This window comes from Serratia proteamaculans (genome assembly GCF_013337185.1).
In the GTDB taxonomy this organism is placed as follows: Bacteria; Pseudomonadota; Gammaproteobacteria; order Enterobacterales; family Enterobacteriaceae; genus Serratia; species Serratia proteamaculans_D.
On the sequence record NZ_SWDE01000004.1, the window covers coordinates 372,475 to 397,157 of the forward strand.

General features: G+C 54.1%; 23 protein-coding genes and 1 tRNA gene. 10 read left to right on the plus strand and 14 right to left on the minus strand.

The genetic code is table 11. The features are described from left to right. Positions 1–340 precede the first annotated feature (340 nt). From FCL49_RS17890 to FCL49_RS17910, 5 genes are all read right to left on the minus strand, one after another. Positions 341–877 carry a TetR/AcrR family transcriptional regulator gene (locus tag FCL49_RS17890; RefSeq protein ID WP_174354576.1) on the minus strand — a complete coding sequence of 179 codons (537 nt, stop codon included), beginning with the start codon at positions 875–877 and terminating at the stop codon, positions 341–343. Beyond that, positions 874–2,964, minus strand: a complete 2,091-nt coding sequence (locus FCL49_RS17895; protein ID WP_174354577.1) for an FUSC family protein — start codon at positions 2,962–2,964, stop codon at positions 874–876. Before FCL49_RS17895 ends, FCL49_RS17890 begins: the two co-directional genes overlap by 4 nt. Continuing rightward, positions 2,961–4,013, minus strand: a complete 1,053-nt coding sequence (mdtN, locus tag FCL49_RS17900; RefSeq protein WP_147284281.1) for a multidrug transporter subunit MdtN — start codon at positions 4,011–4,013, stop codon at positions 2,961–2,963. Before mdtN ends, FCL49_RS17895 begins: the two co-directional genes overlap by 4 nt. Before the next feature lie 39 nt (positions 4,014–4,052). Continuing rightward, entirely contained in the window at positions 4,053–4,313 is a 261-nt protein-coding gene (locus FCL49_RS17905) for a YtcA family lipoprotein (RefSeq protein ID WP_174354578.1), read from the minus strand. Between the two features lie 509 nt (positions 4,314–4,822). Next, positions 4,823–4,898: transfer RNA gene (locus FCL49_RS17910), tRNA-Phe, on the minus strand. Between the two features lie 704 nt (positions 4,899–5,602). On the opposite strand from FCL49_RS17910, the gene speF reads away from it, so the two are divergent. Both speF and FCL49_RS17920 read left to right on the plus strand, forming a co-directional pair. Further along, the gene (speF, locus tag FCL49_RS17915; RefSeq protein WP_174354579.1) at positions 5,603–7,765 is read left to right on the plus strand and encodes an ornithine decarboxylase SpeF; all 2,163 of its coding nucleotides are present in this window, start codon (positions 5,603–5,605) and stop codon (positions 7,763–7,765) included. Between the two features lie 104 nt (positions 7,766–7,869). Further along, positions 7,870–8,982 (plus strand): GGDEF domain-containing protein, encoded by a 1,113-nt coding sequence (locus FCL49_RS17920; protein ID WP_174354580.1) that lies wholly within the window; start codon positions 7,870–7,872, stop codon positions 8,980–8,982. 48 nt (positions 8,983–9,030) lie between these two features. On the opposite strand, the gene mltC is transcribed toward FCL49_RS17920, so the two are convergent. The 3 genes from mltC to mutY are packed head-to-tail and all read right to left on the minus strand — an operon-like array spanning position 9,031 to position 11,532. Next, positions 9,031–10,107 (minus strand): membrane-bound lytic murein transglycosylase MltC, encoded by a 1,077-nt coding sequence (gene mltC, locus FCL49_RS17925; RefSeq protein WP_135318012.1) that lies wholly within the window; start codon positions 10,105–10,107, stop codon positions 9,031–9,033. Positions 10,108–10,162: 55 nt separating this feature from the next. Next, entirely contained in the window at positions 10,163–10,435 is a 273-nt protein-coding gene (locus tag FCL49_RS17930) for an oxidative damage protection protein (protein ID WP_061807913.1), read from the minus strand. Further along, complete coding sequence (mutY, locus tag FCL49_RS17935; protein WP_438827233.1) at positions 10,432–11,532, minus strand: A/G-specific adenine glycosylase; 1,101 nt, start codon at positions 11,530–11,532, stop codon at positions 10,432–10,434. The genes FCL49_RS17930 and mutY overlap by 4 nt, the downstream gene beginning before the upstream one ends. Before the next feature lie 177 nt (positions 11,533–11,709). On the opposite strand from mutY, the gene trmB reads away from it, so the two are divergent. From trmB to FCL49_RS17960, 5 genes are all read left to right on the plus strand, one after another. Continuing rightward, positions 11,710–12,429, plus strand: a complete 720-nt coding sequence (trmB, locus tag FCL49_RS17940; protein ID WP_012146744.1) for a tRNA (guanosine(46)-N7)-methyltransferase TrmB — start codon at positions 11,710–11,712, stop codon at positions 12,427–12,429. Beyond that, complete coding sequence (locus FCL49_RS17945; protein ID WP_135318011.1) at positions 12,429–12,755, plus strand: YggL family protein; 327 nt, start codon at positions 12,429–12,431, stop codon at positions 12,753–12,755. The genes trmB and FCL49_RS17945 overlap by 1 nt, the downstream gene beginning before the upstream one ends. An 83-nt stretch (positions 12,756–12,838) precedes the next feature. Then, positions 12,839–13,762: a glutaminase B gene (gene glsB, locus FCL49_RS17950; protein ID WP_174354582.1), complete on the plus strand. Its 924-nt coding sequence runs from the start codon at positions 12,839–12,841 to the stop codon at positions 13,760–13,762. 30 nt (positions 13,763–13,792) lie between these two features. Beyond that, complete coding sequence (locus tag FCL49_RS17955) at positions 13,793–14,509, plus strand: DUF2884 domain-containing protein (protein ID WP_135318009.1); 717 nt, start codon at positions 13,793–13,795, stop codon at positions 14,507–14,509. Positions 14,510–14,609: 100 nt separating this feature from the next. Further along, positions 14,610–15,044, plus strand: coding sequence for a DUF29 domain-containing protein (locus tag FCL49_RS17960; protein WP_174354583.1), 435 nt, complete (start codon positions 14,610–14,612; stop codon positions 15,042–15,044). A 30-nt stretch (positions 15,045–15,074) separates the two neighbouring features. Here the strand turns inward: FCL49_RS17960 and hemW are convergent, their stop codons facing one another. From hemW to FCL49_RS17990, 6 genes are read right to left on the minus strand one after another with little or no spacing between them, the layout of a single operon-like run. Further along, positions 15,075–16,214 (minus strand): radical SAM family heme chaperone HemW, encoded by a 1,140-nt coding sequence (gene hemW, locus FCL49_RS17965; protein WP_174354584.1) that lies wholly within the window; start codon positions 16,212–16,214, stop codon positions 15,075–15,077. Further along, positions 16,207–16,800: an XTP/dITP diphosphatase gene (locus tag FCL49_RS17970; RefSeq protein ID WP_174354585.1), complete on the minus strand. Its 594-nt coding sequence runs from the start codon at positions 16,798–16,800 to the stop codon at positions 16,207–16,209. Before FCL49_RS17970 ends, hemW begins: the two co-directional genes overlap by 8 nt. A gap of 17 nt (positions 16,801–16,817) precedes the next feature. Continuing rightward, a complete protein-coding gene (yggU, locus tag FCL49_RS17975) occupies positions 16,818–17,108 on the minus strand; it encodes a DUF167 family protein YggU (RefSeq protein WP_012146735.1) in 291 nt (96 codons plus the stop codon). Further along, complete coding sequence (locus tag FCL49_RS17980) at positions 17,105–17,659, minus strand: YggT family protein (protein ID WP_174354586.1); 555 nt, start codon at positions 17,657–17,659, stop codon at positions 17,105–17,107. Before FCL49_RS17980 ends, yggU begins: the two co-directional genes overlap by 4 nt. Before the next feature lie 31 nt (positions 17,660–17,690). Further along, positions 17,691–18,512 carry a pyrroline-5-carboxylate reductase gene (gene proC / locus FCL49_RS17985; RefSeq protein ID WP_174354587.1) on the minus strand — a complete coding sequence of 274 codons (822 nt, stop codon included), beginning with the start codon at positions 18,510–18,512 and terminating at the stop codon, positions 17,691–17,693. A gap of 20 nt (positions 18,513–18,532) precedes the next feature. Next, complete coding sequence (locus FCL49_RS17990) at positions 18,533–19,240, minus strand: YggS family pyridoxal phosphate-dependent enzyme (RefSeq protein WP_174354588.1); 708 nt, start codon at positions 19,238–19,240, stop codon at positions 18,533–18,535. A gap of 20 nt (positions 19,241–19,260) precedes the next feature. On the opposite strand from FCL49_RS17990, the gene FCL49_RS17995 reads away from it, so the two are divergent. The 3 genes from FCL49_RS17995 (at position 19,261) to FCL49_RS18005 (ending at position 24,608) form a co-directional block, all read left to right on the plus strand. After that, on the plus strand, positions 19,261–20,253 hold the full coding sequence (locus FCL49_RS17995) for a type IV pilus twitching motility protein PilT (RefSeq protein WP_174354589.1): 993 nt from the start codon (positions 19,261–19,263) through the stop codon (positions 20,251–20,253). Between the two features lie 154 nt (positions 20,254–20,407). Then, a complete protein-coding gene (locus FCL49_RS18000; RefSeq protein ID WP_174354590.1) occupies positions 20,408–21,040 on the plus strand; it encodes a response regulator transcription factor in 633 nt (210 codons plus the stop codon). Further along, the gene (locus FCL49_RS18005) at positions 21,030–24,608 is read left to right on the plus strand and encodes an ATP-binding protein (protein ID WP_174354591.1); all 3,579 of its coding nucleotides are present in this window, start codon (positions 21,030–21,032) and stop codon (positions 24,606–24,608) included. Before FCL49_RS18000 ends, FCL49_RS18005 begins: the two co-directional genes overlap by 11 nt. Positions 24,609–24,683 lie beyond the last annotated feature (75 nt).

Here is a 24,683-nt window from a genome sequence, read left to right on the forward strand (position 1 = left end):
TCGAAAGGTTGAGGTGCTCCGTTACCGGATGTACCGGTCATTACCGAGCGTAAGTCCGGAGTCGAATGACCATAAGGCCATAATGTGAGTTGCGTATGGAGCTAAGTGGTTAATTATATTTCTGTTTACACTAATATCTGCAACAGCACAGCGAAGGGAATAATGTTGGCGAACACTATGGCCCAACCACTCTAGGTCATGTATTTCCAATGGGTAAACTGTGCCAACCCAATTGGGTCAAACCTATGTAGGCTGAGATGATTACCCTGGCCAGCACGGAGTGCGTAGTTGGCCAGCGATGAGATTTTCTTTCTGATTACCCTATCTAATGCGAAGTAATTCAGTGCGTACTGATGAAGTCGATCACCGTCTTTAAACTGTGGTTATCTTTTTCATGCTGATGCAGTGCCAATATGGCGCCCCAGAACAGCAGCCGGTACGGTATAAGGTGTTCGGGGAATGTCTCCCACGAATCGACGCCAAAGAATACCAGAGAGCGTTGTTCGAACACGGCTCTAACTGACTCTTCAAGCCGTTTGTCAGCCGAGGTGGCTAGCCAAATCTCCATCAGCAATACCAAGGGGTTATGCTGTGGGTTTTGGTGCATATAGGTGATCAGCTCAATGATGCGCGCTTTGATGTCATTGGTGTCGCCAGTGGGAACCTGATCCATAAATGATTGCGTCAATTCCCGGATGAGATCGTAGCGACCGGCAGGAAAGTGGTACCTCAATGCGCCACGGGTGACACCGACCAGCTCACAGATTTTATTTTCGCTGAAGGCGATATATCCTTCATCGGCAAGCACATTTTTTGCCGCGAGCAGGAGTTTTTTTCTGGTCTCATCAGCGTTTCTCTGAATCACATCTTTCTTCATGGCCAGGCCCTGGATAAAATCACTTCACCATCCGCACACCATGTGGGAATAGAACGACATATTGTAATAACCTCTTGAGCATGAATCAAAAGTAGCTTCTCCCAAGGCTCAAGTGTTTCACCTGACGTTAGCAACGTCGTCTGTATATCGTTATGCAATGTGCTGCCAATAGCGATAGTGGTTGGCGGTTCATTTTGTAATCCTTCACCGTAGGTTTTCATATCTGTCGCGAGAACTTGCATGCAGCGCTCGATCAATGCAAACAACTCACTACGTTTATTCTCGGTGATGGCTAATGCATATTCTGTTTCAAGATTGTACAGTGCAACGTGTAATTCACGTAGTTTACCAAGTAAAATCTGACAGTTAAGTGTTAGCTGTTCATTGTCGTTACTACGCCAGTTAGGCTCCAGTGCCACCTGGGCCAGCAGTTTTTGCGTGGTATCCAGTTTTGACCAGCCCGCGACTTGCTTACCTTTGTCCAGCGCCAATGGGCTGATTTTTTCGGAGAAGTAGGCTAATAAACCGGATAGCGACAGGCGCAGCTTTTTCCCTTCGGTTTCCGGCCAGATCAGGCCATGCACCAGTGTTCCAACCACGATACCCAGAAGGATGCCGATGACTCGGTCACGAATTTCTGACAGCTCAGGGCTGGGGGCAAAATCGGTAAACATCGCCAGTGAAAAGGCGAACATGATCTGAATACCTGCGTAGCTGCTGCGTTCTGAACCTGCGGCAACCCAGCTGCTTAGGGCAATCACCGGGACCACCATCAGCAGCAATCCGGTGATTGAATCTATATGTGGCAGGATAAACACCGTAGAGAATAGTGCCAGGGCGCTCCCGACCAGACAACCGCCGATACGCAACAGGCTTTTTTGTACCGACGCGCCGAGCCCCGGCATGGCTACGATGATACAGGTCAGCATTGATGTGTGAATGCCCGGCCATTGGACACTGGTATAAAACACGTAACAGATAGCCACTGAGAACAGCGTTTTGACCCCGAACTTAATGTAATCGTATGAAAGCCCTTGTCTGCCTATTTGTGGTGTAGGGGGCGTTGATTCCATGGAGGCGGGTTGTTGCTCGTGGGAATCTAACAGCGAGATGCTGATCAGCGAGCTATACATTTCTCGCAGGCAGTCTGGTAGGGACTGGATTTGTTCCTGGGTCTGTAGCGTCAGATGATATATTTCGTCTTTCTGTATGCTCTCAAGGAAAGTGTGACACTCTTCTGCCAGCCAAAGACAATGGCTGACGATTGCCGGTGATAAAGGCGTGGTCGTGAGGCGGTGTAATTTACGTGTAGCAGAATATAGACGTTCTACTGTGGCGATTTCCGCCAAATGTTTATCTTCATTTTCTCGGTAACTGGCATTGCGCATCACCGAGAACTTCAAGTATTTATGCAGCGTGAGTACGCTGTTTTGAATTTCTAACAAATCCGGCGTCTCCACCGGTTTTCCGTACGCCGTTGCTTGTAACGCCCGGCTGACTACCGTCAGGATCCGTTCTATTTCCTGTTTTAACTGTTTGACTGGCTCGACCGGCAAGAAAAGTGTATTGACGATATGCGCCACAACAGTTGCGTAGCAGCCGGCAACCCAACTCCATAGGCAGTTGCGCAGTAGCGCTTCACCATTTGAAGTCAAATCAACAAAGCTTTGTGAATAAGTAACGGTGATGGCCATACCAAAAAACAGAAAGCCCATTTTTTTTGACGAACGCATCAGATAAAGCATGGTGACCAGCGCGACTGCCGAAACCAGTAGCCGCAACATCGGGTAATCGATGGTGAATTTTAGAATAAGGATAGAGCATCCAACGGCCAACGTATTAACCAGAATAAATAATGGGAAAATTATCCGAGTTAATACAATGTTTTGCTGCGTAGCGAAAAAGATGACCAGAAGAGAGTAGGACAATTGCGGCACGTTAAGCGTCATCGAAATGATGATGACAATCACTGATGAGATCAGATAACGCAGCATGGCGTTATAACGTCCGGGAAAGGCGTGTAACTCCTGTTGCAGAAAACGCCACAGGTTACCTTGCTTCATGTCGGATGCTGCGAACTCACTCATGATGCATTACCGTCCTCGTGGGCCAAAATAGTATTGGGACGGATGTTGACTACCGCGGATGTACCCATGCGAAACATACTGAGGTCCGGGTTGGTGACGCGGATACGTACGGGGAAACGCTGGGCGACGCGTACCCAGTTAATGCTGCGTGATACACTTGGCAGTCCGCCTTGGGTAGCGCCGCCATCGTCGGGATAGACCCCATAACCAATCGAGTCCACTACACCGGTAAAGTTCTTGCTAGTGTTGCTCATTAGATAGATGTCGACCTTGGCATTGTCGCGAATGTTTTGCAGTTCAGACTCACGGAAATTGGCCACTACATACCACGTGTTGCTGTCGATCAGGGTAAAGACCGCCTGTCCTACGCTGGCATATTGCCCTGCGGTAGTTTTTAACGATGCAACGCGCCCGTCGAACGGGGCTTTGATGATAGTGTGTTCCAGATTGAACTGTGCAGTGGAGATATCTGCCTTGAGCACTTCGCGTTGCGCTATTAATGCGGCGACGCTACTGATGGCAGCATTGGCTTGTTGTGCCTGCAATTTGGTGGACTGAAGCTGAGCTGATGACGCGCGCTGGGCCGCTCGAGCTTGATCGAGAGCTTCTTTGGATACATAGTTCTGCGGGCGAAGGGTTTCCAGGCGGCGAAGTGTATTCATGTCCTGCTCGGCAGTGGCGCGGGCAGCATCGATGCGTTTCTCTGCTGCCTGAGCATTGAATTGCTGGGCATTCACATCTCTCTGTGCCAGAACGATTTGCTGTTCCAACTGGGCCAGGCTTGCCGTCGTACGATTTAGCGAGTCCTGATAGGGACGCGGATCGATATGAAACAGAACATCACCTTTTTTAACCAATTGATTTTCACGGATTGGCATCTCAATAATCAGTCCGTTGACCTGCGGGGCGACGTTAATGGTATCTGCATATACGTAGGCATCATCGGTTCGAGGGGCTTCATCAAGGGTCTTGATTACCCAACATAAAACCGCAAGTGTTATCACCGTGAGTATGATGACGAACAAACGCCTTTTCATGGTGTTCTCCATGTTATTCAACATTCCCATCTCCTTGATGAGTAAGCATTATTAATTAAAGAAAAGGGTCCAATAACACATTGAAAACAATGTAATCAGCAGAGGGTACGTCAGGATGTAAGGGGTGAGCCATTCCGCTTTTTTCCGAGCGGTCAGGATCATGTAAATAATGACTGTGGTCAGGCAGCCACCCGAAATGCAAAATAACCAGTCTGGGAAGTAGGCACCGAGAATATTGATCGAGGGCGAGCGGGAATGGCAGCCACTCAATAATATGGCCATTCCGGTTATCCAAAATAACTTGCGTTTCATAACGTATTAAACCAGAGAAAAATGAAGGCCAAAGTACACTAAAAAACCGCTAACATACAACCATGTACTTTGGGTGGTTATTTGTATTAAATAATAATTGGCTTATTTTTCAATGCCGTTATCTCAATGATAAATGTGACAAAGAATGGATAGGGTAGGGGCGGAGTAAAAAGCGCAACGGGTGAGTAAAAGCCGATCTCTGTTCTGGCTTTTTACTATCTTCTTGCCGGCCTCTTATTGGTAACGTCCGGCAATAGGTGATCGAGCGATACGGTAAGTATCGACTGGCGTAGGTTTTCCATCCGTATCTCCGAAAGCAAAACCCAGCCATAGGCTGGGTTCTTTAAATAGGGTGACCGGACTCGGACTACCTGCGTTTACGCCGTGTTGAACAACGCTTTAGCGTTGGCCCGCAGGGTGAGGCCTTTGGCCGAATAATCGAACCTGTTCGATGCAGAGTCCTGTCCCTGAAATGCAAAAACCCAGCCATAGGCTGGGTTCTTTAAATATGGTGCCCGGACTCGGAATCGAACCAAGGACACGGGGATTTTCAATCCCCTGCTCTACCGACTGAGCTATCCGGGCAACGGGGCGCATTTAACCCTATTGGCCGTAAATCGTCAATCGCTTTCTGTCACAAAGCCGATCGGTTGCTCTATTTTCATGCAATGGCTGCCGGGGCAGGTGAGCGTCAGTGGTATTGCTTGGTGATAGATATGCAAAAAAATCGTCTATTTATACCGTTTTGATTTTTCTGTGTTTTATTTTTATTCCTTAATTAACAATGTGTTAATTGTTAACTTTTCGTAATCAAAGCAGCATAATTGTCACTTGAACCTCATAAAAAAACATGCAATCATTGCGCAAATTTTAGCACTCTACGTCCCCTAACGGCGTTTCCGCTCATTTAAGTCAGAGGGTTGCAGGCATGACTGTTTTTGTCACTCAAGCGTCACTGCGTACCAGACATCAAATGATGCCGTCACTCAACCGTTACCCTTCCCGAACGCAATCCGTAAAAAACGCCCAGCCTGCCATGCGGTAAGGCTATCTGATGCTCGCTGTTAGGCATTATTAAAAATAGAGCTGCGGCTCTGCTTTTACTGATGTCTATCGGACGCTGCCGATACCAGTCCCCGATAGTTACCTGATAATCTTAAGAGAGTCAGCCGGTCACGCTTGCGCTTTATGCGCTCACGCCGGACATCAATTTGCCGGGATAACCTTTGTTATCTCATCACCGTGCCCCGTGGCACACCCTCATCCTTAACCGTTTGAGAGTTAGCACAATGAAAGAATTGAAAATAGCCACCAGCGCCAGTTTGGTTGCCACCATTGAAACACTGCGCCAGGTCGTCCGCATCGAGCAAACGGACTACACCGACGTGGCCGCGTTAGTGGTGTCGGTTGATGACGTTAACGCAGGTCACCTGGCGCAGCTCAAAGCGACCGGGTTCGAGATCCCGACCTTTGTGGCGGTGGCAGGGGACGAGCATCTCTCTCCGGACTACCTGCCGTTGATCAGCGGTGTTTTTGCGTTGGAAGGCGCCAGCAAGGCGTTCTATATGGCACAGCTTGAAGCTGCCGCCGATGCCTACGAGCAGGCGCTGCTGCCGCCGTTTTTCAAAACGCTGAAAACCTATGTGGAAATGGAAAACTCAACCTTTGCCTGCCCCGGCCATCAGGGCGGCGAATTTTTCCGCAAGCATCCGGCTGGTCGGAAGTTTTTTGAGTTCTACGGTGAAACGCTTTTTCGTTCCGACATGTGCAACGCCGACGTTAAGCTGGGCGATTTGTTGATCCACGAAGGCTCGGCCAAGGATGCGCAAAAGCACGCGGCACGGGTATTTAACGCCGATAAAACCTATTTTGTGCTCAACGGCACCTCGGCCGCCAACAAAGTGGTGACCAATGCTTTGCTGACCCGCGGTGATTTGGTGTTGTTCGATCGCAACAACCATAAATCCAACCACCACGGTGCGTTGATCCAGGCCGGGGCAACGCCGGTCTATCTGGAAACCGCGCGTAATCCGTTTGGTTTTATTGGCGGCATAGATTCGCGCTGCTTTGATGAGCGTTACCTGCGCGAGCAAATTCGCGAAGTGGCACCTGATAAGGCGAATGCGGCACGTCCGTTCCGCTTGGCGATTATTCAGCTCGGTACTTACGACGGCACCATTTATAACGCCCGTCAGGTGATCGACACCATCGGCCACCTGTGTGACTACATTCTGTTTGACTCTGCCTGGGTGGGTTACGAAGGCTTTATCCCGATGCTGAAAGAGTGCTCGCCGCTGTTGCTGGAGCTGGACGAACTGGATCCGGGTATCTTTGTCACCCAGTCGGTACACAAGCAGCAGGCCGGTTTCTCGCAGACCTCGCAGATCCACAAGAAAGACGACCACATCAAGGGCCAGAAGCGCCACTGCAACCACAAGCACCTCAATAATGCTTTCATGCTGCACGCCTCTACCAGCCCGTTCTACCCGCTGTTCGCCGCGCTGGACGTTAACGCCAAGATGCATGCCGGGGCCGCCGGTCGCCGCATGTGGCTGGACTGCGTGAAGCTGGGTATCGAGACGCGCAAGCAACTGCTGGAACGCTGCTCGCAGCTCAGGCCGTTTATTCCGCCGCAGGTGGCGGGTAAAAACTGGCAGGATTACGACACCGATCTGATCGCCAACGATGCGCGTTTCTTTAACTTTGTGCCGGATGAAAAATGGCACGGTTTTGAAGGTTACGCTCAGGATCAGTATCTGGTCGATCCGTGCAAACTGCTGCTGACGACGCCGGGTATTGATGCGGCTACCGGCCAGTACACCGAGTTTGGCGTACCGGCGACCATTCTGGCCAACTTCCTGCGTGAGAACGGCATAGTGCCGGAGAAATGCGATCTTAACTCGATCCTGTTCCTGCTGACCCCGGCTGAAAACCCGGCCAAGATGGAGCAACTGGTGGAGATGCTGGTGCAGTTCGAACGCTATGTGGAAGAGGACGCGCCGCTGAGCGTGGTGCTGCCAACCGTGTATCGCAAGAATGAACAACGCTATCGCGGCTATACCCTGCGCCAGCTGTGCCAGGAAATGCATGACCTGTACGTCAGCTTTGACGTCAAACAGCTGCAGAAAGAAATGTTCCGCCAGCGTCATTTCCCGCAGGTGATGATGAACCCACAGGATGCCAACGTGGAGTTTATCCGCGACAACGTCGAACTGGTGCCGATTGGCCAGGCGGAAGGTCGCATTGCGGCGGAAGGCGCACTGCCATACCCACCGGGCGTGCTGTGCGTGGTGCCGGGGGAAGTATGGGGCGGAGCCGTGCAGCGTTACTTCCTGGCGCTGGAAGACGGTATCAACCGGCTGCCGGGTTTCTCTCCGGAGCTGCAGGGCGTATATATCGAGAAAAAAGATCACGGCTGGAAACGTATCTTCGGTTATATGATCAAGCAATAGTCCCGAGCGGCCCGCAGGGGCCGTTTTTAAATCATCCTGGCCCGGGATGACAAAGCCGAGTGCCGGCGCTACCTTTAGGTAAAAGTGACCAGTAGCGGAATAAGATGATGAAAGAAGAGGGGTATCTCGATTGGGTCGGCAGAGAGAAAAGACGTTCGACGCTGCGCAATTTTAACTGGTTCTTATTGGTTAACCTGCTGCTGGCGCTCTATCTGCTGCTTCAGCGTGCCCAAACATTTGGCGAACACTCTCTGATTGCTTTGTTGCGTGGCGCACCGGCTATCTGCGGCGTGGTTCTGCTGTCTGTTCTGTCTTTTATTACGTTGCGTCAGTTGGCCGGCAGAGGTGAACAGGCCGCCTGGCGAGGTGCCGTGGTTGGCATTCTGCTGTTGGCTTTGTGCTGGTGTGGCGTTTTTCATCATCTGATTATCGACAACAGCGTTAACTTGCTTTATCCGTTAACGATTGGCCTGCTGTTTTCTTCCCTTATCGCTTTCTACCTGTCCCCCCGGCTATTTTTCCTGTTCAGCATCCCGGTGCTGCTGGTGGCGATTGCCGAAAACATCTTAATCCGTAGCGCTTTTTCGCTGGTGAACCTGATCTCCTACGCGCTGATGCTGTTTCTAATTTATTCAGCACGAAGCCGGCTGGAGCAATGGTTCCAACTGGCGATTGAGCGCGAGCAGGAAAACAAGCAGCTGATTGAACGCCTGAGCAAGCTGGCCAACCGCGATCCGCTGACTGGCATTGCCAACCGCCGCTACTTCGACAACTACTTTGATGCGGTTCTGCTGCGGGAGTCGACGCTGCAGGCCCCGTTTTCACTGATCCTGCTGGACGTCGATTTTTTCAAAAAATACAACGACCACTATGGCCATCAGCAGGGGGATGAGTGCCTGACTCGCCTGGCCGCCTGTCTGGAGAGCGCGACCCGGCGTTCGCAGGATCTGGTAGCCCGCTATGGCGGTGAGGAGTTTATTATTCTGCTGCCAAAATCCGACGCAGGCGAAGCCGTGCAGGTGGCGAAGAGGATAGAAGGGCTGCTTGCCGGTCTGGCGATGCCGCATGCGGCTTCTGAGGTGGCGCAATGGGTGACGGTCAGCCAGGGGATTGCGCAATGGCAGCCGGGACAGAACCGTGAACAACTGCTGGCAGCAGCCGATCAGGCTCTGTACCGCGCCAAGGAGCTTGGCCGTAATGGCTACAGCATAGCTTAGGGATGCTGGTGGTCAGGGCGACGCGAGAGACCGCCCTGACCGGGGTGATTAACGGCGTCGATAGCTCTTCTGCGCGTTGTTCACCTTCACCAGATAGCGGCGTGATTCACCGGCAGGATGCTTGGTGGTCAGCGTCTGGTAGACGTCGCCCGGTTGCATGCCGTTGATGATATCGACCGCGCGGGTTCTGTCGCTGGAGAACACTCTCAGCACGCTGCCCGCCCCGCCGTTATAGGCGGTGATCACCGCGTAGCGACGCGAGGTTGGGTTCTGGATGCCGCCCAAATAGTTGTTCTGCAAAATGGCCAGATAGGCGGTACCGGTGTCGATGTTGTTCTCCGGATCGAACAGGTAACTGCGGCTTGGTTTGCCCCATTTGCCACGCATCTGGAATACGTCCTTACCGGCGGTGTGTTGCACCACCTGCATCAGGCCCAACGCATCTGAACCGCTCACCGCATACGGGTTAAAGCTCGATTCGGTCTGCATAATCGCCAGGATCAGCGACTCTTCCACCCCGTACTTCTCCGATGCCTTGCGGACCATCGGCAGGTATTTATGCGCACGCTTGTCCAGGTGGTTCGGTACCAGTTGAATGGTGACCGAGTAAATCACGTGCAGGCCGGAGGTGCGTTTTTGCAGTTTGCTCTGCACCAGATAGTCGGCAAAGTGCGCCGCACGCCATTCCCAACGGATCGGCGCGCCTTTGTTATCCAGCACCTGGCCGTACAGGAACGGCTCTTTACTGATCTGGATATCGTTGGCGTCGGAATAGAGATCGATAGAACCCGGATCGTCACCCATCAGCAAGGTGCTGATAATCGCCTGGCGCAGGTGGGCGGCAGGATCGGTAGTGGCGATGGTTTCAATGGTGATGGCACCGGAATCAAAGTTGATGTGGCTACGGGTTTGATATTGGTCGGTGTATTTAACGTAATCTTTTGGCCCGGCGATCAGAACTTCGTTCAGACCCCAGATATTCTCGATGTTGTGGGCGAATTGGCCCATCAGGATCTCAAAGCCGTTGGTGTCTTTGACCAGGGCTTCGTTGACTTCAGTATTTTTTTTGCCGGAACAGGAAATCAGCAAAGGCGCTATCACTAGCAAAGCTAAAATTTTCTTCATCTTAAAGCCGTATACGGGAAGTATTGAAGAGGGCCAGCGCCTGGCCCCAACAGCGTTATTCGCTCGGTGGCGTGTAGCCTTCGATGTGCACGTCGTGCCCTTCGAACAGGAACTTGATCATTTCCGCTTCCAGCAACTTGCGGTCATCCACGTTCATCATGTTCAGTTTTTTCTCGTTGATCAGCATGGTCTGTTTTTTCATCCATTCGGCCCAGGCTTCCTTCGAGATCTCGTTATAGATGCGTTTGCCAACGTCGCCTGGATAAAGTTGGAAATCCTGCCCTTCGGCATCGCGCTGCAGGAAGGTACAAAAAATGGTTCTGCTCATGCTAATTCCTCATCAATGGCGCTATCGCCAAATAAACCCTGCTGGCGTGGTGACTGTTTTGCCAACTGTTGTAACAGGCGGTCAACCGGCGCTGCCAGCCCGACCGATGGCGGCTGCGCCAAGTTATACCAGAGACCGGCGCCCTCATCCATGCTGGCAGCCGCGTCGTTCATCTCCAACCATATCGGCACGATATCGAGGTGGAAATGACTGAAAGTATGACGAAATGCGGTCAACTGCTGCTGGCGATTGTTTTTCAGACCGCGTTGTTGCAGCCAGAGTTCCATCTCTTCGCGTTCACCGAACTGCGGGAAACAAAACAGGCCGCCCCACAGGCCGACGGCCGGGCGCTGTTCCAGCCAGGCTCGTTCGCCCTGTTGCAGCAATAAAAAGTAGGCGGTTTTTTCCGGCAGAGTCTGCTTGGGTTTTTTACCGGGGTATTTCGCCCAACTGTGATGGGCATAGGCGATGCAGCCGAGGTTGAGTGGGCACAGCTCGCACTTGGGTTTGGAGCGGGTGCAGACCATCGCCCCCAGGTCCATCATCGCCTGATTGAACTGACCGACGCCCTGCGCCGGGGTGACGTCTTCGCTGATCTGCCACAGCCGGTTTTCGACATCTTTTTTGCCCGGCCAGCCTTCGACGGCATAGCAGCGAGCCAATACGCGTTTCACGTTGCCGTCGAGGATCGGGTAATGCTGGCCGAGAGCCAATGACAGTACCGCACCGGCCGTTGAGCGGCCAATACCTGGCAGGGCGTGGATTTCTTCAAAGGTTGTCGGGAACTCGCCGCCGTGCTGTGCGACAATAGTCTGCGCGGCCTTGTGCAGGTTGCGAGCACGGGCGTAGTAACCCAAACCGGTCCACAGGTGCAGCACTTCGTCCAGCGGCGCTTCTGCCAGCGCTCGCACGTTGGGAAAACGTGCCATAAAGCGTTCGAAGTAAGGGATCACGGTGGCAACCTGAGTTTGTTGCAACATGACCTCAGAGAGCCATACTTTATAGGCGGTTTTATCCAGCTGCCACGGCAGGGTTTTACGGCCGTAACGCTGGTACCAGTCAAGCACCACCTGTGCGAACTGTTGTGCTTGCATCATAAGCAGATTCGATATCCGGCAGAAAATGAAGCGCGATTGCAGCATAGAGTCATGATGCTGTAAACCGGAACTTTCCGACGTCGCACGGCAGGTACACAAGATGAACACTTGCTAAACCAATGTATCTTTGCATAATGCGCGTTTCCCTAATTGGCAGCCAAACAGACAGAAAGCACTATGATTAATGACGTCATCTCCCCAGAATTTGATGAGAACGGCCGCGCGATGCGCCGTATCCGCAGTTTTGTCCGCCGCCAGGGGCGGTTGACCAAAGGCCAGCAGCACGCGCTGGACAACTATTGGCCGGTGATGGGCGTGGAGTATCAGGCTGAACCTGTCGACATCACCGCACTGTTTGGGCGCGATGCGCCGACCGTGCTGGAGATCGGTTTTGGCATGGGCGCCTCGCTGGTGACCATGGCGGGCCATAACCCGCAGCAGAATTTCTTGGGGATTGAAGTACACTCGCCGGGCGTGGGCGCCTGCCTGGCCGACGCTACCGAAGCGGAACTGAGCAACCTGCGCGTGATGTGTCACGACGCGGTTGAGGTGCTGGAGAATATGATCCCGGACGGTTCGCTGGACATGGTGCAGCTGTTCTTCCCCGATCCGTGGCATAAAGCGCGCCACAACAAACGTCGCATCGTACAGACGCCGTTTGTTGAACTGGTGCGGCGCAAATTGAAAGTCGGCGGCGTATTCCATATGGCCACCGACTGGCAGCCTTACGCAGAACATATGTTAGAGGTTATGAACGGGATCTCAGGCTATCGTAATCTTTCCAGCGATAATGATTACGTGCCGCGTCCGGATTCACGACCACTGACAAAATTTGAATTACGCGGCCAGCGTCTGGGACATGGCGTTTGGGATTTGATGTTTGAGAGGAAAGAATAATGGCTAAGAACCGCAGTCGTCGTTTACGTAAAAAGTTACACATTGAAGAGTTTCAGGAGCTGGGTTTCTCCGTAGCATGGCGTTTTGCCGAAGGCACCTCGGTTGAAGATATCGACGGCACGCTGGACGCTTTCATCGACGAAGTGATTGAGCCGAACGGCATGGCGTTTGACGGCAGTGGCTACCTGCAGTGGGAAGGTTTGATCTGCCTGCAGACTATCGGTCATTGCACCGACGAACAGCGCGAACTGGTCAAGAAATGGCTGGAAGCGCGTAAGCTGAGCGACGTTAAGGTTAGCGATCTGTTCGATATCTGGTGGGACTGATTTCCCCTGCTTGATATTACGCTGTATTCATTGATTCTGAGGTGCCTTAACGGCACCTTTGTTTTGTCCGGAGTGTGACCGCGGTGGTAACTACATTGGATAACGCGTTGCTGGAAGAGATCCTGCAACAGGTGCGCCCGCTGATTGGCCAGGGCAAGGTAGCGGACTATATTCCGGCGCTGGCGGAAGTGGCGTCCGATCGTCTGGCGATCGCCGTTTGTACCGTCGACGGCGAAATGTTCCAGGCCGGTAACGCCACCGAGCGCTTCTCTATTCAGTCAATCTCCAAGGTGCTGAGCCTGACGCTGGCGCTGGCGCGTTATCAGGAGCACGAGATCTGGCAACGGGTCGGCAAAGAGCCTTCCGGTCTGCCGTTCAACTCGCTATTGCAGTTGGAGATGGAGCAGGGCAAGCCGCGCAACCCGTTCATCAACCCCGGTGCGCTGGTGGTGTGCGACATGCTGCAAACGCGGCTCAGCGCCCCCAAACAGCGGATGCTGGAGGTGGTGCGCCAACTGGCCGGTGAAGAAGACCTGGCCTATGATTCGCGGGTCGCCCGCTCCGAGTTTGAACACTCCGACCGCAATGCGGCCATCGCCTATCTGATGAAGTCGTTTGGTAACTTTGAAAACGACGTGCTCACCGTGCTGCAAACCTATTTCCACTACTGTGCGTTGCGGATGAGCTGTCTGGAACTGGCGCGCAGCTTTGTTTACCTGGCCAATCACGGTCGTGACCTGAGCGGACGCGAAGTGATCAGCCCACTGCAGGCGCGTCAGATTAATGCGCTGATGATGACCAGCGGCATGTACGATGGCGCGGGGGAATTTGCCTATCGCGTGGGCATGCCGGGCAAGTCCGGCGTCGGCGGTGGCATTGTCGCCATCGTCCCCGATGAGCTGTCGATTGCCGTCTGGTCGCCGGAGCTGGATGCCTCCGGTAACTCCCTGGCGGGAACTGCGGCGCTGGAACTGTTGTCTCAACGGATTAGCCGTTCGATTTTTTAATCCCACCACGGAAGGGAGTCAGGAGAAAATATGTTAAAGAAAACCGGGTTAGCCTTACTGCTGTTGACTGCTTCACAGGCACATGCCGAGTATCAGTGCAGCGTTAAACCCCAGGACGACGTGATTATCAGCCCGCAGAACGTGCAGGTGACAGGAGCCAGCGGCAACCTGCAAATTTCAGCGGATGGCGATGTGACCCGCAACGGTCAGGCTCTGAGCCTGAATGACAGCCAGCGGCAGAAGGCCTTCAGCTACCAGAGCGCATTGCGTAAAGAACTGCCGTGGATCGACAAGGGCGCGCAGCAACACCTGGAAAAAGCGCGTGTGGCGCTGGACAAGGTGATCGTCAAGGAGTTGGGCAGCGACAGCAACGTGCGCAACCGCCTGACCACGCTCAATGACCAGCTTAAGCAGCAGATGAACCGCATCATCGAACACCGCAGCGACGGCCTGACCTTCCACCACAAGGCGATTGACCAGGTTGAGCAGGATGGCCGTAATCTGGTGCAGCAGAGCATGGGGGGCGTGTTGCAGGACAGCCTGAACGAGATGGGCGTCAAGCAGGCGGCCAACAGCGGCGGTAATCCGTTGCAGGCGATCATGGGCAATCTGGGTGGCTTGCAAAAAGCGATTCAGAACGAATGGAACAACCAGGAGCAGGACTTCCAGAACTTCGGCCACGACGTGTGTAACCGCGTTACCGGTTTGGAAACCCAGCGTAAAGACCTGCTTAATGCGTTGAAGTAACAGGTAATGATGGCTGGTAGCGTGTTTTTTGACCTCCTGATGGTTATCTGACAAACTGGTTGAACTATGTACAGATTCATGGGTGTTTACGGAGAACGCTATGAGCCATACTCGCTACGAAACTGATGTTGTCGCCTGGGCAAATGAGCAGGCTGCTCTTTTGCGCTCCGGAAAATTGTCTGAGATCGATGTTGAAAAGATCGCCGAGGAGATTGAGGACGTGGGAAAGAGCGAGCAAAGGGAACTTGCCAGCCGTATGACCGTGCTGATGGCTCATCTGCTGAAATGGAAATATCAGCCGGCGCGCCGTGGTACCCGTTGGGAAAGAACCATTAAAGCCCAACGCAAAGAGGTACTTTACAGTCTGAAGGAATCGCCGAGTTTAAAAGTTAAGCTCAGCGATGAGGACTGGCTGGATGTCATTTGGTCCAAGGCGATAGCGCTGGCGACGACGGAAACCGGGTTGGACGTTTACCCAGAAAACGGTATCTGGGAGATCCAGCAGGTACTTTCCCACGAATTCTATCCAGATTAAAAAAAAGCGCTGATATTTCAGCGCTTTTTGCTATTCATCCGCCAGGAACAGTTCCAGCAGCGAGTTAAGGAACAGTTTGCCTTTCTCGGTTATCTGCCAATATTCCGGCGTTTCTTCCAGATAGCCTTTCGCCAGTGCTTCATCCAGCTGTGCACGGATAGTGCTTTCATCCAGCCCGGTGTAGTTGACGAACTCGGCGCGCGGCGCAGCCTCCAGCAGGCGGAAGCGGTTCATAAAGAACTCGAACGGCCGATCTGCCGTCGTCACCTCATGCTGCTTGTCCATATACTTGCCCTGCATAAAACCGCGCGGATGTTTGGTTTTCGCGGTGCGCAGAATGCGGCCGTCGCTGAAGGTCAGTTTGCCGTGTGCGCCACAACCAATCCCCAGGTAGTCGCCAAAGCGCCAGTAGTTGAGGTTGTGCTGGCACTGATAGCCCGGTTTGGCATAAGCCGAGGTTTCATACTGCTGATAGCCGGCGGCGCTCAGCAACTCATGACCGCGCTCGAAAATATCCCACAGCGCGTCGTCGTCCGGCAGCACCGGCGGGCGTGAGCTGAACAGGGTATTGGGTTCGATGGTCAACTGATACCACGACAGGTGCGGCGGGTTCAGGGCAATCGCCTGGCGTAAATCGTCCAGCGCTTCTTCCAGCGACTGGTCCGGCAGACCGTGCATCAGATCGAGGTTAAAGCTGCGCAGGCCGAGACCGGTGGCCAGGTGCGCTGCGCGTTTGGCCTCTTCCGGGCCGTGTATGCGCCCCAGACGGGTTAACTTTTCGGCGCTGAAGCTCTGCACCCCGATAGAAATGCGGTTCACACCGGCACGCTGGTAGCCGCTGAAGCGGTCAGCCTCTACGGTACCGGGGTTGGCCTCCATGGTGATCTCGGCCCCATCAACGACGTGAATACGCGCCCGCACGCCGTCCAGCAGCGATTGCATCGCTTCGGCACTCAGCAGGCTGGGGGTGCCGCCGCCGATAAAAATGGTACTGATTTCACGGCCGGCGACCAGCGGCAGATCGGCATCCAGATCCGCCAGCAGGTGATCAACATACTCCTGATGCGGGACTTCGCCTTTCAACGCATGCGAGTTGAAATCACAGTAAGGGCATTTCTGCACGCACCACGGGATATGGATGTACAAACTCAGCGGAGGCAGCTTAAGCATTGCGCATGGCTTCCAGCATCAGTTTCAGCGCCTTGCCACGGTGCGATATCGCGCGCTTCTCGTCGCGACTCAGTTCGGCGGCGGTACGGCCCAGTTCCGGGACGTAAAAGACCGGATCGTAGCCGAAACCGCCTTCACCTGCCGCGCTGTCGGTGATTTCACCGGCCCAGCTGCCGTGGAACACCAGCGGCGTTGGGTCTTCGGCGTGGCGCAGATACACCAGCACGCAGTGGAACTGAGCGCCACGGCTGCCTTGCGGTACGTCTTTCAGTGCCACCAGCAGTTTGTCGAGGTTTTGCCGGTCAGAGGCGTCAACGCCCGCGTAACGCGCAGAATAGATGCCAGGCGCACCACCCAGTGCGTCCACCGCCAGGCCCGAGTCGTCAGCGATCGCCGGCAGGCCGGTGATTTGCGCCGCGTGACGGGCTTTCAGGATGGCGTTTTCGATAAACGTCAGGCCGGTTTCCTCGGCAGATTCTACGCCCAGCTCGGTTTGTGCGACCACATTCAGCCCGAAATCGGCCAGCAGGTCGGCGAGTTCGCGCACTTTGCCCGGATTACCGGTGGCAAGAACGACTTTTTGCATGATGACTACCTTGAAATTTATTCGATTAGCGCCGCGACCACGTCGGGGATCTGTTGCGGATTAACGATGCGTAACTGTTTATGCCGCCCCAGTTCGCCTTTCTCGATGGTGACGTTGCCTTTCGCCACTTTGAACTGTTTGGCGAGAAACTTGATCAGATGAGCGTTGGCCTGGCCGTCTACCGGCGGGGCGGTAATGGCGACTTTAAGTTCGTCGCCATGTAAACCGACAATCTGGTCGCGGCTGGCTTTCGGCTGAATATATAGCCTGATCGCCAGCCCGTCCAGCACCGGGGTTACTGCACTCACAGCAGGAACCAGATCTCACCGAACAGATCCATGCCCAGGTAGTTGATCAGATACAGGATCAGGATCACTACCATCGCCGAAAAATCAATGCCGCCCATGGCCGGCAGGATACGGCGGATAGGGGACATCAAAGGTTCGGTCAGTTGGTACATCAACTGGTCGATTGGGCTGCGACCCTGGCTTATCCAACTCATCAGCGCGCGGACAATCATTACCCAGAAGATCAGGTAACCGGCCGACTTCACCAGCGAGATCAGGCCAAACAGCAGGTTATACGGGCTGAGTGACATTGCGCCGCCCTGGATCAGCAGCAGCAGCGGGTACTTGATGGTCATCAGCAGGAACGCCAGCAGCAGTGATGCGCTGTCGATAGGCCCCATGGATGGAATAATGCGGCGCAGCGGGCCGATCACCGGTTGGGTGATCTTCACGACAAACTGTGCGAATGGGTTGTAAAAGTCAGCGCGCGTCCACTGCATCCAGATACGCAGCAGCAGTACCATGACGTACAGATCAATAACGGTTTTGACCAAAAAAGTCAGCGTTAGCATGTAGTAGCCCTTCTCCTTAACTCTCGATTATTTAAAATGATTTTTCCATTTCCTGCGCGCGGGATACTGCCGCCTGCATGGCTTTGGCCACGGTTGCCGGCAGCTGTTGCTCGTTGAAAACGCGCAGTGCTTCGGCGGTGGTGCCGCCTTTGGAGGTGACCTGCTCACGCAGGGTCGATAATGGCGTATCCGGGTTGGCTTCCACCAGCGCAGCCGCGCCGGAGGCCGCCTGCTGCACCAGATCACGGGCGGTCTGGCTGTCGAAGCCCATACGTTCGGCTTCCTGTTGCATGGCTTCCATAAACAGGAAGAAATAGGCCGGTGCGCTGCCTGCTGCGGCGATCACGCTATTAATGCCATTTTCGTTATCCACCCAACAGACTTTGCCGACTGACGCCATCAAGTCGCTGGTGTAGTCGCGGTCCTGCTGGCTGACCTGCTGCGGGGCATACAGGCCGCTCATGCCTTTGCCCACCAGCGATGGGGTATTGGGCATGATGCGCACGATGTTCAGCTTGTCACCCAACAGTTGATAAAAACGACTGACCTGGATACCGGCGGCGATCGACAGGACCAGCTTGGCGCTGAAGTCGACCCCATCGCGCAATGGCTGGCAGACGTCGGCCATCATTTGCGGTTTGACTGCCAGCACCACCACATCGGCTGCCTGGGCGCAGGCCAGGTTGTCGCTGCTGCTGACGATGCCATAGTCCGCTGCCAGTGCATCACGGTTTTTGGCCGAAGGTGCACAGACGCTGATGGATTGAGCCGGATAACCGCCCGCCACCAGGCCGGCGATGATAGCGCGCGCCATGTTGCCGGCGCCAATAAAGGTGATCTTGCGATGTTGCATTAGAATCCCTCGTTACTTTGTCAGGCCTGTGAATAATCACGGGCGCCAAAAATGGCGGTGCCAATACGCACCAGGGTGCTGCCTGCGGCAATCGCCGCCGTCATGTCATCGGTCATGCCCATCGACAGCGTATCTACCTGCGGATATTGCTGCTGCAGGGCCAGGAAGGCGTCGCGCATTTGGCCGAACACCGCCAACTGGCTCTGATAATCCTCCTGCGGGGCTGGAATAGCCATCAGCCCGCGCAGTCTGAGGTTGGGCAGGGCGGCAACCGCCTCCGCCAGCGCCGGCAATTGAGCCAGTACAATGCCAGACTTACTCTGCTCATCGCTGATATTTATTTGGATCAGAACGTTAAGCGGCGGCATGTCCGCCGGGCGCTGGTCGCTCAGACGCGAGGCGATACGCAGCCGATCGACGGTGTGGCACCAGGCGAAGTGCTCCGCCACCAGTCGACTCTTGTTGGATTGCAACGGGCCGATAAAGTGCCAATCCAGCGTTGCACCTTCCGGCTGTGCGGCGAAATACTGAACCTTATCCACCCCTTCCTGAACATAGTTCTCGCCGAAGGCGCGCTGGCCCGCCGCGATGGCTGTTGCGATCGCCGCCACAGGTTTGGTTTTGCTTACGGCAAGCAGTGTAACTTCTTCTGGAGCGCGATCGCAGCCTTGAGCGGCCGCGGCAATGCGGTTTCTGACATCCTGCAGATTCTGTTGGATAGTGCTCATTATTGACCCAGGAGATTGATATGGATATCGATGAATTCGTGGCCCTTAGTGTAAAGCATAATGCTTCCGATCTGCACCTTTGTACCGGTCATCGGCCGATGTTGCGCATTGATGGTGAACTTCAGCCGTTGGAAGGGGCGGAAATACTGAGCGAAGCCAGAATGCAACTGCTGTGTAACGGCGTGCTGCAGCCGTTACAGCGACAGCAGTTACAACAACAAGGGCAGTTGGATTTGGCGCTTTCGTTGCCGGGCGATATCCGGCTGCGCGCCAATTTTTTTCTACAGAACCAGGGTGTCTCCGTTGCCTTGCGGCTGATAGCGAGCCAGTGTCCGACCCTGGCAGCATTGGCGACGCCAGACATTATCCCCGCGTTGGTGCGGCGTGAGGACGGGCTGATCCTGGTGACCGGCGCGACCGGCAGCGGTAAATCCACCACGCTGGCGGCGATGATTGACGATATCAATCAGCACCAGCGGCGGCATATCCTCACGCTGGAAGATCCGATCGAGTTTATCCACCGCAGCCAGCAGTGTTTGATTCAGCAGCGGGAGCTGGGGCGCGACAGCCACAGTTTTGACGATGCGCTGCGGGCTGCGTTGCGAGAAGATCCGGATGTGATCCTGTTGGGAGAATTGCGCGATACCACCACCATCCGCCTGGCTCTGACCGCTGCGGAAACCGGCCACCTGGTGCTGGCTACGCTGCATACCCGCAGTGCGCCGCAGGCGGTGGATCGGCTGGTGGATGTTTTTCCGGCGCAAGAAAAGCCCTATGTGCGTGCCCAACTGGCCGGGAGTCTGCAGGCAGTGATTGCACAGAAGTTGCTGAGCCGGCCCGGAGGTGGCAGGGTGGCGATATTTGAGGTGCTGACGGCAACGGCGGCGGTCAGCAGCATGATCCGCGAGGGCAAAACCCATCAGTTGGCCAACGTGCTGCAAACCGGCGGCCAGTCGGGTATGCAGACCTTTGAACAGGGTCTGCAACAGCGGGTTGCGCAGGGAATACTATAATGCCACAATCGCTGAAATAGCCGATGTCTGATAGCAAAAGCCATGGGTTATTCGGTAACAACCCATTAAAAATATTAATTTATGCACTTCATTAAATATTTAATGAAGTGTTTTTGCGTGTTTCTCACGCTGTTTATTGGATAAGGATATCCTTATGCACACCTGGCTGATTATTGACGATCACCCGGCAATTTGCTTTGCCGTGAAGGCCATTCTCGCCCCCTTAGGAAATAACTCAATTATAACTGCTACCAATGGAATGGTGGCATTAGCCAAAATAAAAGAGCTGCAGCCCCAGCTAGTGATCCTCGATATTATGCTGAATAAAATGGATGGCTTGCAAATATTACAACATATTCGTCAAATGAATAGTTCGATTAAGGTGATCGTCTACAGCAGCCTGCCAGCGGAAATCTATGCCGAACGCGTCTGGCGTGCCGGTGCCTGTGGTTTTTTCAGTAAAGAGCAGGATCTCAGCCAACTGGCGCCGCTGTGCCAGGTGGTGTTGCAGGGCTATCATTGTTTCCCGCAGGGGACATTTACGTCGTTGTTGAATGCGCCGACGCAAAATGAAGACATCATGGACCGGCTTTCCGATCGCGAGCTGACCGTGCTGCGTTATTTAAGTGAGGGCCTAAGCAATAAGGAGATTGCCGACCGCTTGTTATTAAGTAATAAAACCATCAGTACCTATAAGACGCGTCTGATGGATAAGCTAAAGGTGCAGGGTACCGATGGGTTGGCGAATTTCCTTCACAATAAAAATAGTCGCAGCCATGATGAATAAGTTATTTTTAATATTGCTGTTGTTTTGCAGCGGCGTGGCAGCAGAGGTTAACCAAAGCTTTCGGGAAATAAACCTGGATAGCCGTAGCCAGGTTCAATTACCCGAGCCGGGATTAAAAGGCAGCGACTGGCAATGGTTGCGTCAGAAACGCATGCTGATCTACGGCACTGCGGCACCCAATTATCCGCCTTATGACATCACCACCGGGCTGCATGACTATGGGGGGATCAATGCCGACTATCTGGGCATTATCGGCTATAACCTCAATATTCAGCTACGCGTTCGCTACTACGAAAGTTATCAGTTACTGACAGAGGCGCTGGCCAAAGGGGAGGTGGACCTTATCGCCAATGCCAGTGACGAAGACAAGCAGAAATATGGCCTGTTGCTCACCCATCCTTATATCAATGCCAGCCCGGCGCTGGTGGAGCGAACGGACAGTCTGCTGCATGGTTCGCCGATCCGCCGGGTGGGCATTGAAAGTTTGTACCGTAGCCGCAAAGCGTTAACCGGGCGTTTTCCCAACAGCAGCACGCAGGTCTACGACTCATCGCGACGTGCACTGGAGGCCCTCTCTTTTAATAATCTTGATGCATTTATCGGTGACGCTATTTCAGCGCGCTATCTGATCAACCAGGCAAACCTGAATAACCTGCGTTTACAACTGTTGCCGCAGGAGGACGCCAGCGGCTTCTCTTTTGGCGTTGATAAAAGTAATGCCCGCCTGCAAAGGATCCTGAACCGGGTACTGGAAGCCCTGCCTGACAGCGCGGTGGTGGCGATTCAAAGCCGCTGGAGCGGTGGAGCGCCGATGGCTTCCGCCGGAAAACACCTGCTGTTTACCTCACTGGAACGCAAGTGGATTGAGGACAATCCCCGGGTGCGGGTGGTGGTTAACGATGATTTTGCACCCCTGAATTTTTTTGACGAGCAGGGGTATTTTCATGGGCTGACGGCGGATGTGCTTGAGGCGATAGCCGCCCGCACGGGATTGAGGTTCGATGTTATTCGGGCCAGCTCACTGCAACAGTCGCTGGAGGAAGTGAAGAGCGGCAAAGCCGATGTGGTCGCTGGCGTAACTTTGGATGCGGTGTGGCCCAACGGGCTGTTGACCACCCGTTCTTATCTGTTTAATTCCTGGGTGCTGGTAGGCCATGAGGCGCAAAAAGCCGATTTGCAGCCACAGCGTATAGCGCTGGTGCGCGGCCACCCTCTTGACGCTTTCTTGCGTCAGCATTACCCGCAAAGCCGCATCATAGCCGTGGCGACGCCCTATGCCGGGATAGAGGCTTTGACTGATGGGCGCGCCGATGTACTGGTGTTGCCGATGATCAGTGCAGATTTCCTGCTTTCCCATGGTTCTCAACCCGGGTTGCAGATCCTGCGTGGGCTGGATTCAGACCCGGCGCGTTTTGTTATGGGCGTATCCGGCAGTGAATATCCGTTGGCAACCATTCTCGATAAGGCATTACTGAATATTCCGCCGGAGGATATTCATGCCATGACCCGCAACTGGTACAACAACGCCTATCTGATGAACAGCGAGAGTGCCGAAGGGGCTTTACTGCCTCATTATTACCGTCCTCTGTTGTTGGCGCTGGTCGTCCTATTGCTGTTTGTGCCGGTGATATTGGTTTTTTATCGTCGGCGACATCGGCAGCGCCTGGTAGCTTTGCGCAATGAGATGGCTTTGCATCAGCAGAAGTTGCTGGATGCCGTGCCGGTGCCGATTTATCTCACCGATTTAAAAGAAAAAATAACCTCGGCCAATGTCCGCTTTTATCAAGCTTTGGGGCTGGTTCCGCCGGCGGCAGTAGGTAATAGCCTGGAAAGTTTTCAACTTGGCCTGTCCGGCGCTGATGATATTGCGCTGAACTCAAATGAGCAGGATCCCCATGCATTGCAGATCACCCGGCAACTGACCTTTGGCGAACAGCCCCATATTTTGCAGCAGTGGAGCACGTTGCTGATGGCAGAAGAGGGGCACTGTGTCAGTAAGGTGGGCGGATGGTTTGACGTTACCGAGCGCGAGCAGCTGATTGTGCAATTGCAGCAGGCCAAAGAGCTGGCGGACAGCGCCAACCGGGCTAAAACCACCTTTCTGGCCACCATGAGTCATGAAATCCGCACCCCGCTCAATGCCATTATTGGCATGCTGGAACTGGTGTTACGCCAGCAACAGCGCGGAGAGGCAACGAACATCGAGTTACTGAACATCGCCCATAGTTCGGCACATTCACTGTTAGCGCTGATTGGCGACATTTTGGATATCTCGCGCATTGAGTCCGAACGTTTGGTACTGCACCCGGAGCGGGCCGATCTGCGGCAGTTGATTGAGTCGGTTGCCATTTTGTTTGACGGTGTCGCCCGCCAGAAAGGGCTGGGCTTTAAGCTGGATATTGATGCCGAGATAGCCGGGGATATTTTGATCGACCCGGTACGGTTTAAGCAGGTGATCTCAAACCTGGTCAGCAATGCGATTAAATTCACCGCACGGGGGACCATCACCCTCAGTGCGCTGGTGGATGCCATCAGTGATGAGCGTCTTGAGCTGCGCATCAGAGTTATCGACACCGGTAAGGGCATTGAAAAAACCGCTCAGTCGCTGCTGTTTCAGCCGTTTTCTCAGGAGCAGAATATGGCCGGCAGCAGTGGCGCCGGGCTGGGCCTTTATATTTGCCGCACTTTGGTCACCATGATGAGAGGCACTATTACGCTGGTCAGCGAGCCGGAGATTGGTACCGAGGTGACCGTTTCTCTGTCTATCCCGCGCCTGATGGCGGTAGCACCTCGGCCAATGGTGGCATCGGCACCCGCCGTTGAGCGGCCAGGCTTACGGATATTGGTGGTGGAAGATCACCGCGCGGGACGATTGTTACTGACGCAGCAATTGCGCTTCCTGGGTCATCATCCGATCCCGGTTGAGGACGGTGTGCAGGCCCTGAAGGCACTGGAACGGCAACGGGTCGATTTAGCGATCACCGATTGCCATATGCCGAATATGGACGGTTATGACTTTACCCGCCGATTGCGGTTGAATGAGCGTGAACAGGGGCTTCCGGCAGTGACAATCTGGGGGCTGACGGCGGATGCGCAAGACAGTGCCCGGGAAGCCTGCCTGCAAGCCGGAATGAATGACTGCCTGTTCAAACCGGTAAACCTGCAGGCCCTCACCGAAAAACTTGGTCCTCTGTTAGCAGCACCCGGCCATATGGGCAAAGAGCCCTGGGTTTTTGATCCCGCAACCTTACCCGTAGAGCTGCGCGCGGCGGGAGTCTTCGCTGAATTTGCCGAAACGCTAATCGAAAGCCTGAAAGAAGACGGCGAGTTGCTAAATGCGCAACGGGATAACCTGTCGGCAGATAACGGCCAGATAGCTGAGGTCGCGCATAAATTGTTGGGGGCCGCCCGTTTAGTCAATGCCGATCGGCTGGCGGAGGCTTGCCGCCGGCTGTTGACTAGTGCGACGGACGAGCATTTGGAGGCTGTTGTGCTGGCGGCAGACGAGCTGGTCGCGGCGCTGCAACAAAGTCTGCTGTCGACCTGGGCGTGGACTACAAACGAATAGTCCTTTCCTACAGAGGAATGAAGCCGTTTTACGCTATTACCGTCACCAGCAGAAATCTATTATCTGTCCGACAAG

Bases quoted from the DNA above. Each gene is read 5' to 3' on its own strand.
- FCL49_RS17905 (WP_174354578.1), bottom strand. From the start codon at position 4,313: ATGAAACGCAAGTTATTTTGGATAACCGGAATGGCCATATTATTGAGT.
- FCL49_RS18000 (WP_174354590.1), top strand. From the start codon at position 20,408: ATGCACACCTGGCTGATTATTGACGATCACCCGGCAATTTGCTTTGCC.
- FCL49_RS17960 (WP_174354583.1), top strand. From the start codon at position 14,610: ATGAGCCATACTCGCTACGAAACTGATGTTGTCGCCTGGGCAAATGAG.
- FCL49_RS17895 (WP_174354577.1), bottom strand. From the start codon at position 2,964: ATGAGTGAGTTCGCAGCATCCGACATGAAGCAAGGTAACCTGTGGCGT.
- FCL49_RS17930 (WP_061807913.1), bottom strand. From the start codon at position 10,435: ATGAGCAGAACCATTTTTTGTACCTTCCTGCAGCGCGATGCCGAAGGG.
- FCL49_RS17890 (WP_174354576.1), bottom strand. From the start codon at position 877: ATGAAGAAAGATGTGATTCAGAGAAACGCTGATGAGACCAGAAAAAAA.
- FCL49_RS17955 (WP_135318009.1), top strand. From the start codon at position 13,793: ATGTTAAAGAAAACCGGGTTAGCCTTACTGCTGTTGACTGCTTCACAG.
- FCL49_RS17920 (WP_174354580.1), top strand. From the start codon at position 7,870: ATGATGAAAGAAGAGGGGTATCTCGATTGGGTCGGCAGAGAGAAAAGA.
- FCL49_RS18005 (WP_174354591.1), top strand. From the start codon at position 21,030: ATGATGAATAAGTTATTTTTAATATTGCTGTTGTTTTGCAGCGGCGTG.
- trmB (WP_012146744.1), top strand. From the start codon at position 11,710: ATGATTAATGACGTCATCTCCCCAGAATTTGATGAGAACGGCCGCGCG.
- FCL49_RS17970 (WP_174354585.1), bottom strand. From the start codon at position 16,800: ATGCAAAAAGTCGTTCTTGCCACCGGTAATCCGGGCAAAGTGCGCGAA.
- FCL49_RS17990 (WP_174354588.1), bottom strand. From the start codon at position 19,240: ATGAGCACTATCCAACAGAATCTGCAGGATGTCAGAAACCGCATTGCC.
- FCL49_RS17995 (WP_174354589.1), top strand. From the start codon at position 19,261: ATGGATATCGATGAATTCGTGGCCCTTAGTGTAAAGCATAATGCTTCC.
- mdtN (WP_147284281.1), bottom strand. From the start codon at position 4,013: ATGGAGAACACCATGAAAAGGCGTTTGTTCGTCATCATACTCACGGTG.
- mltC (WP_135318012.1), bottom strand. From the start codon at position 10,107: ATGAAGAAAATTTTAGCTTTGCTAGTGATAGCGCCTTTGCTGATTTCC.
- speF (WP_174354579.1), top strand. From the start codon at position 5,603: ATGAAAGAATTGAAAATAGCCACCAGCGCCAGTTTGGTTGCCACCATT.
- hemW (WP_174354584.1), bottom strand. From the start codon at position 16,214: ATGCTTAAGCTGCCTCCGCTGAGTTTGTACATCCATATCCCGTGGTGC.
- FCL49_RS17980 (WP_174354586.1), bottom strand. From the start codon at position 17,659: ATGCTAACGCTGACTTTTTTGGTCAAAACCGTTATTGATCTGTACGTC.
- mutY (WP_438827233.1), bottom strand. From the start codon at position 11,532: ATGATGCAAGCACAACAGTTCGCACAGGTGGTGCTTGACTGGTACCAG.
- FCL49_RS17945 (WP_135318011.1), top strand. From the start codon at position 12,429: ATGGCTAAGAACCGCAGTCGTCGTTTACGTAAAAAGTTACACATTGAA.
- proC (WP_174354587.1), bottom strand. From the start codon at position 18,512: ATGCAACATCGCAAGATCACCTTTATTGGCGCCGGCAACATGGCGCGC.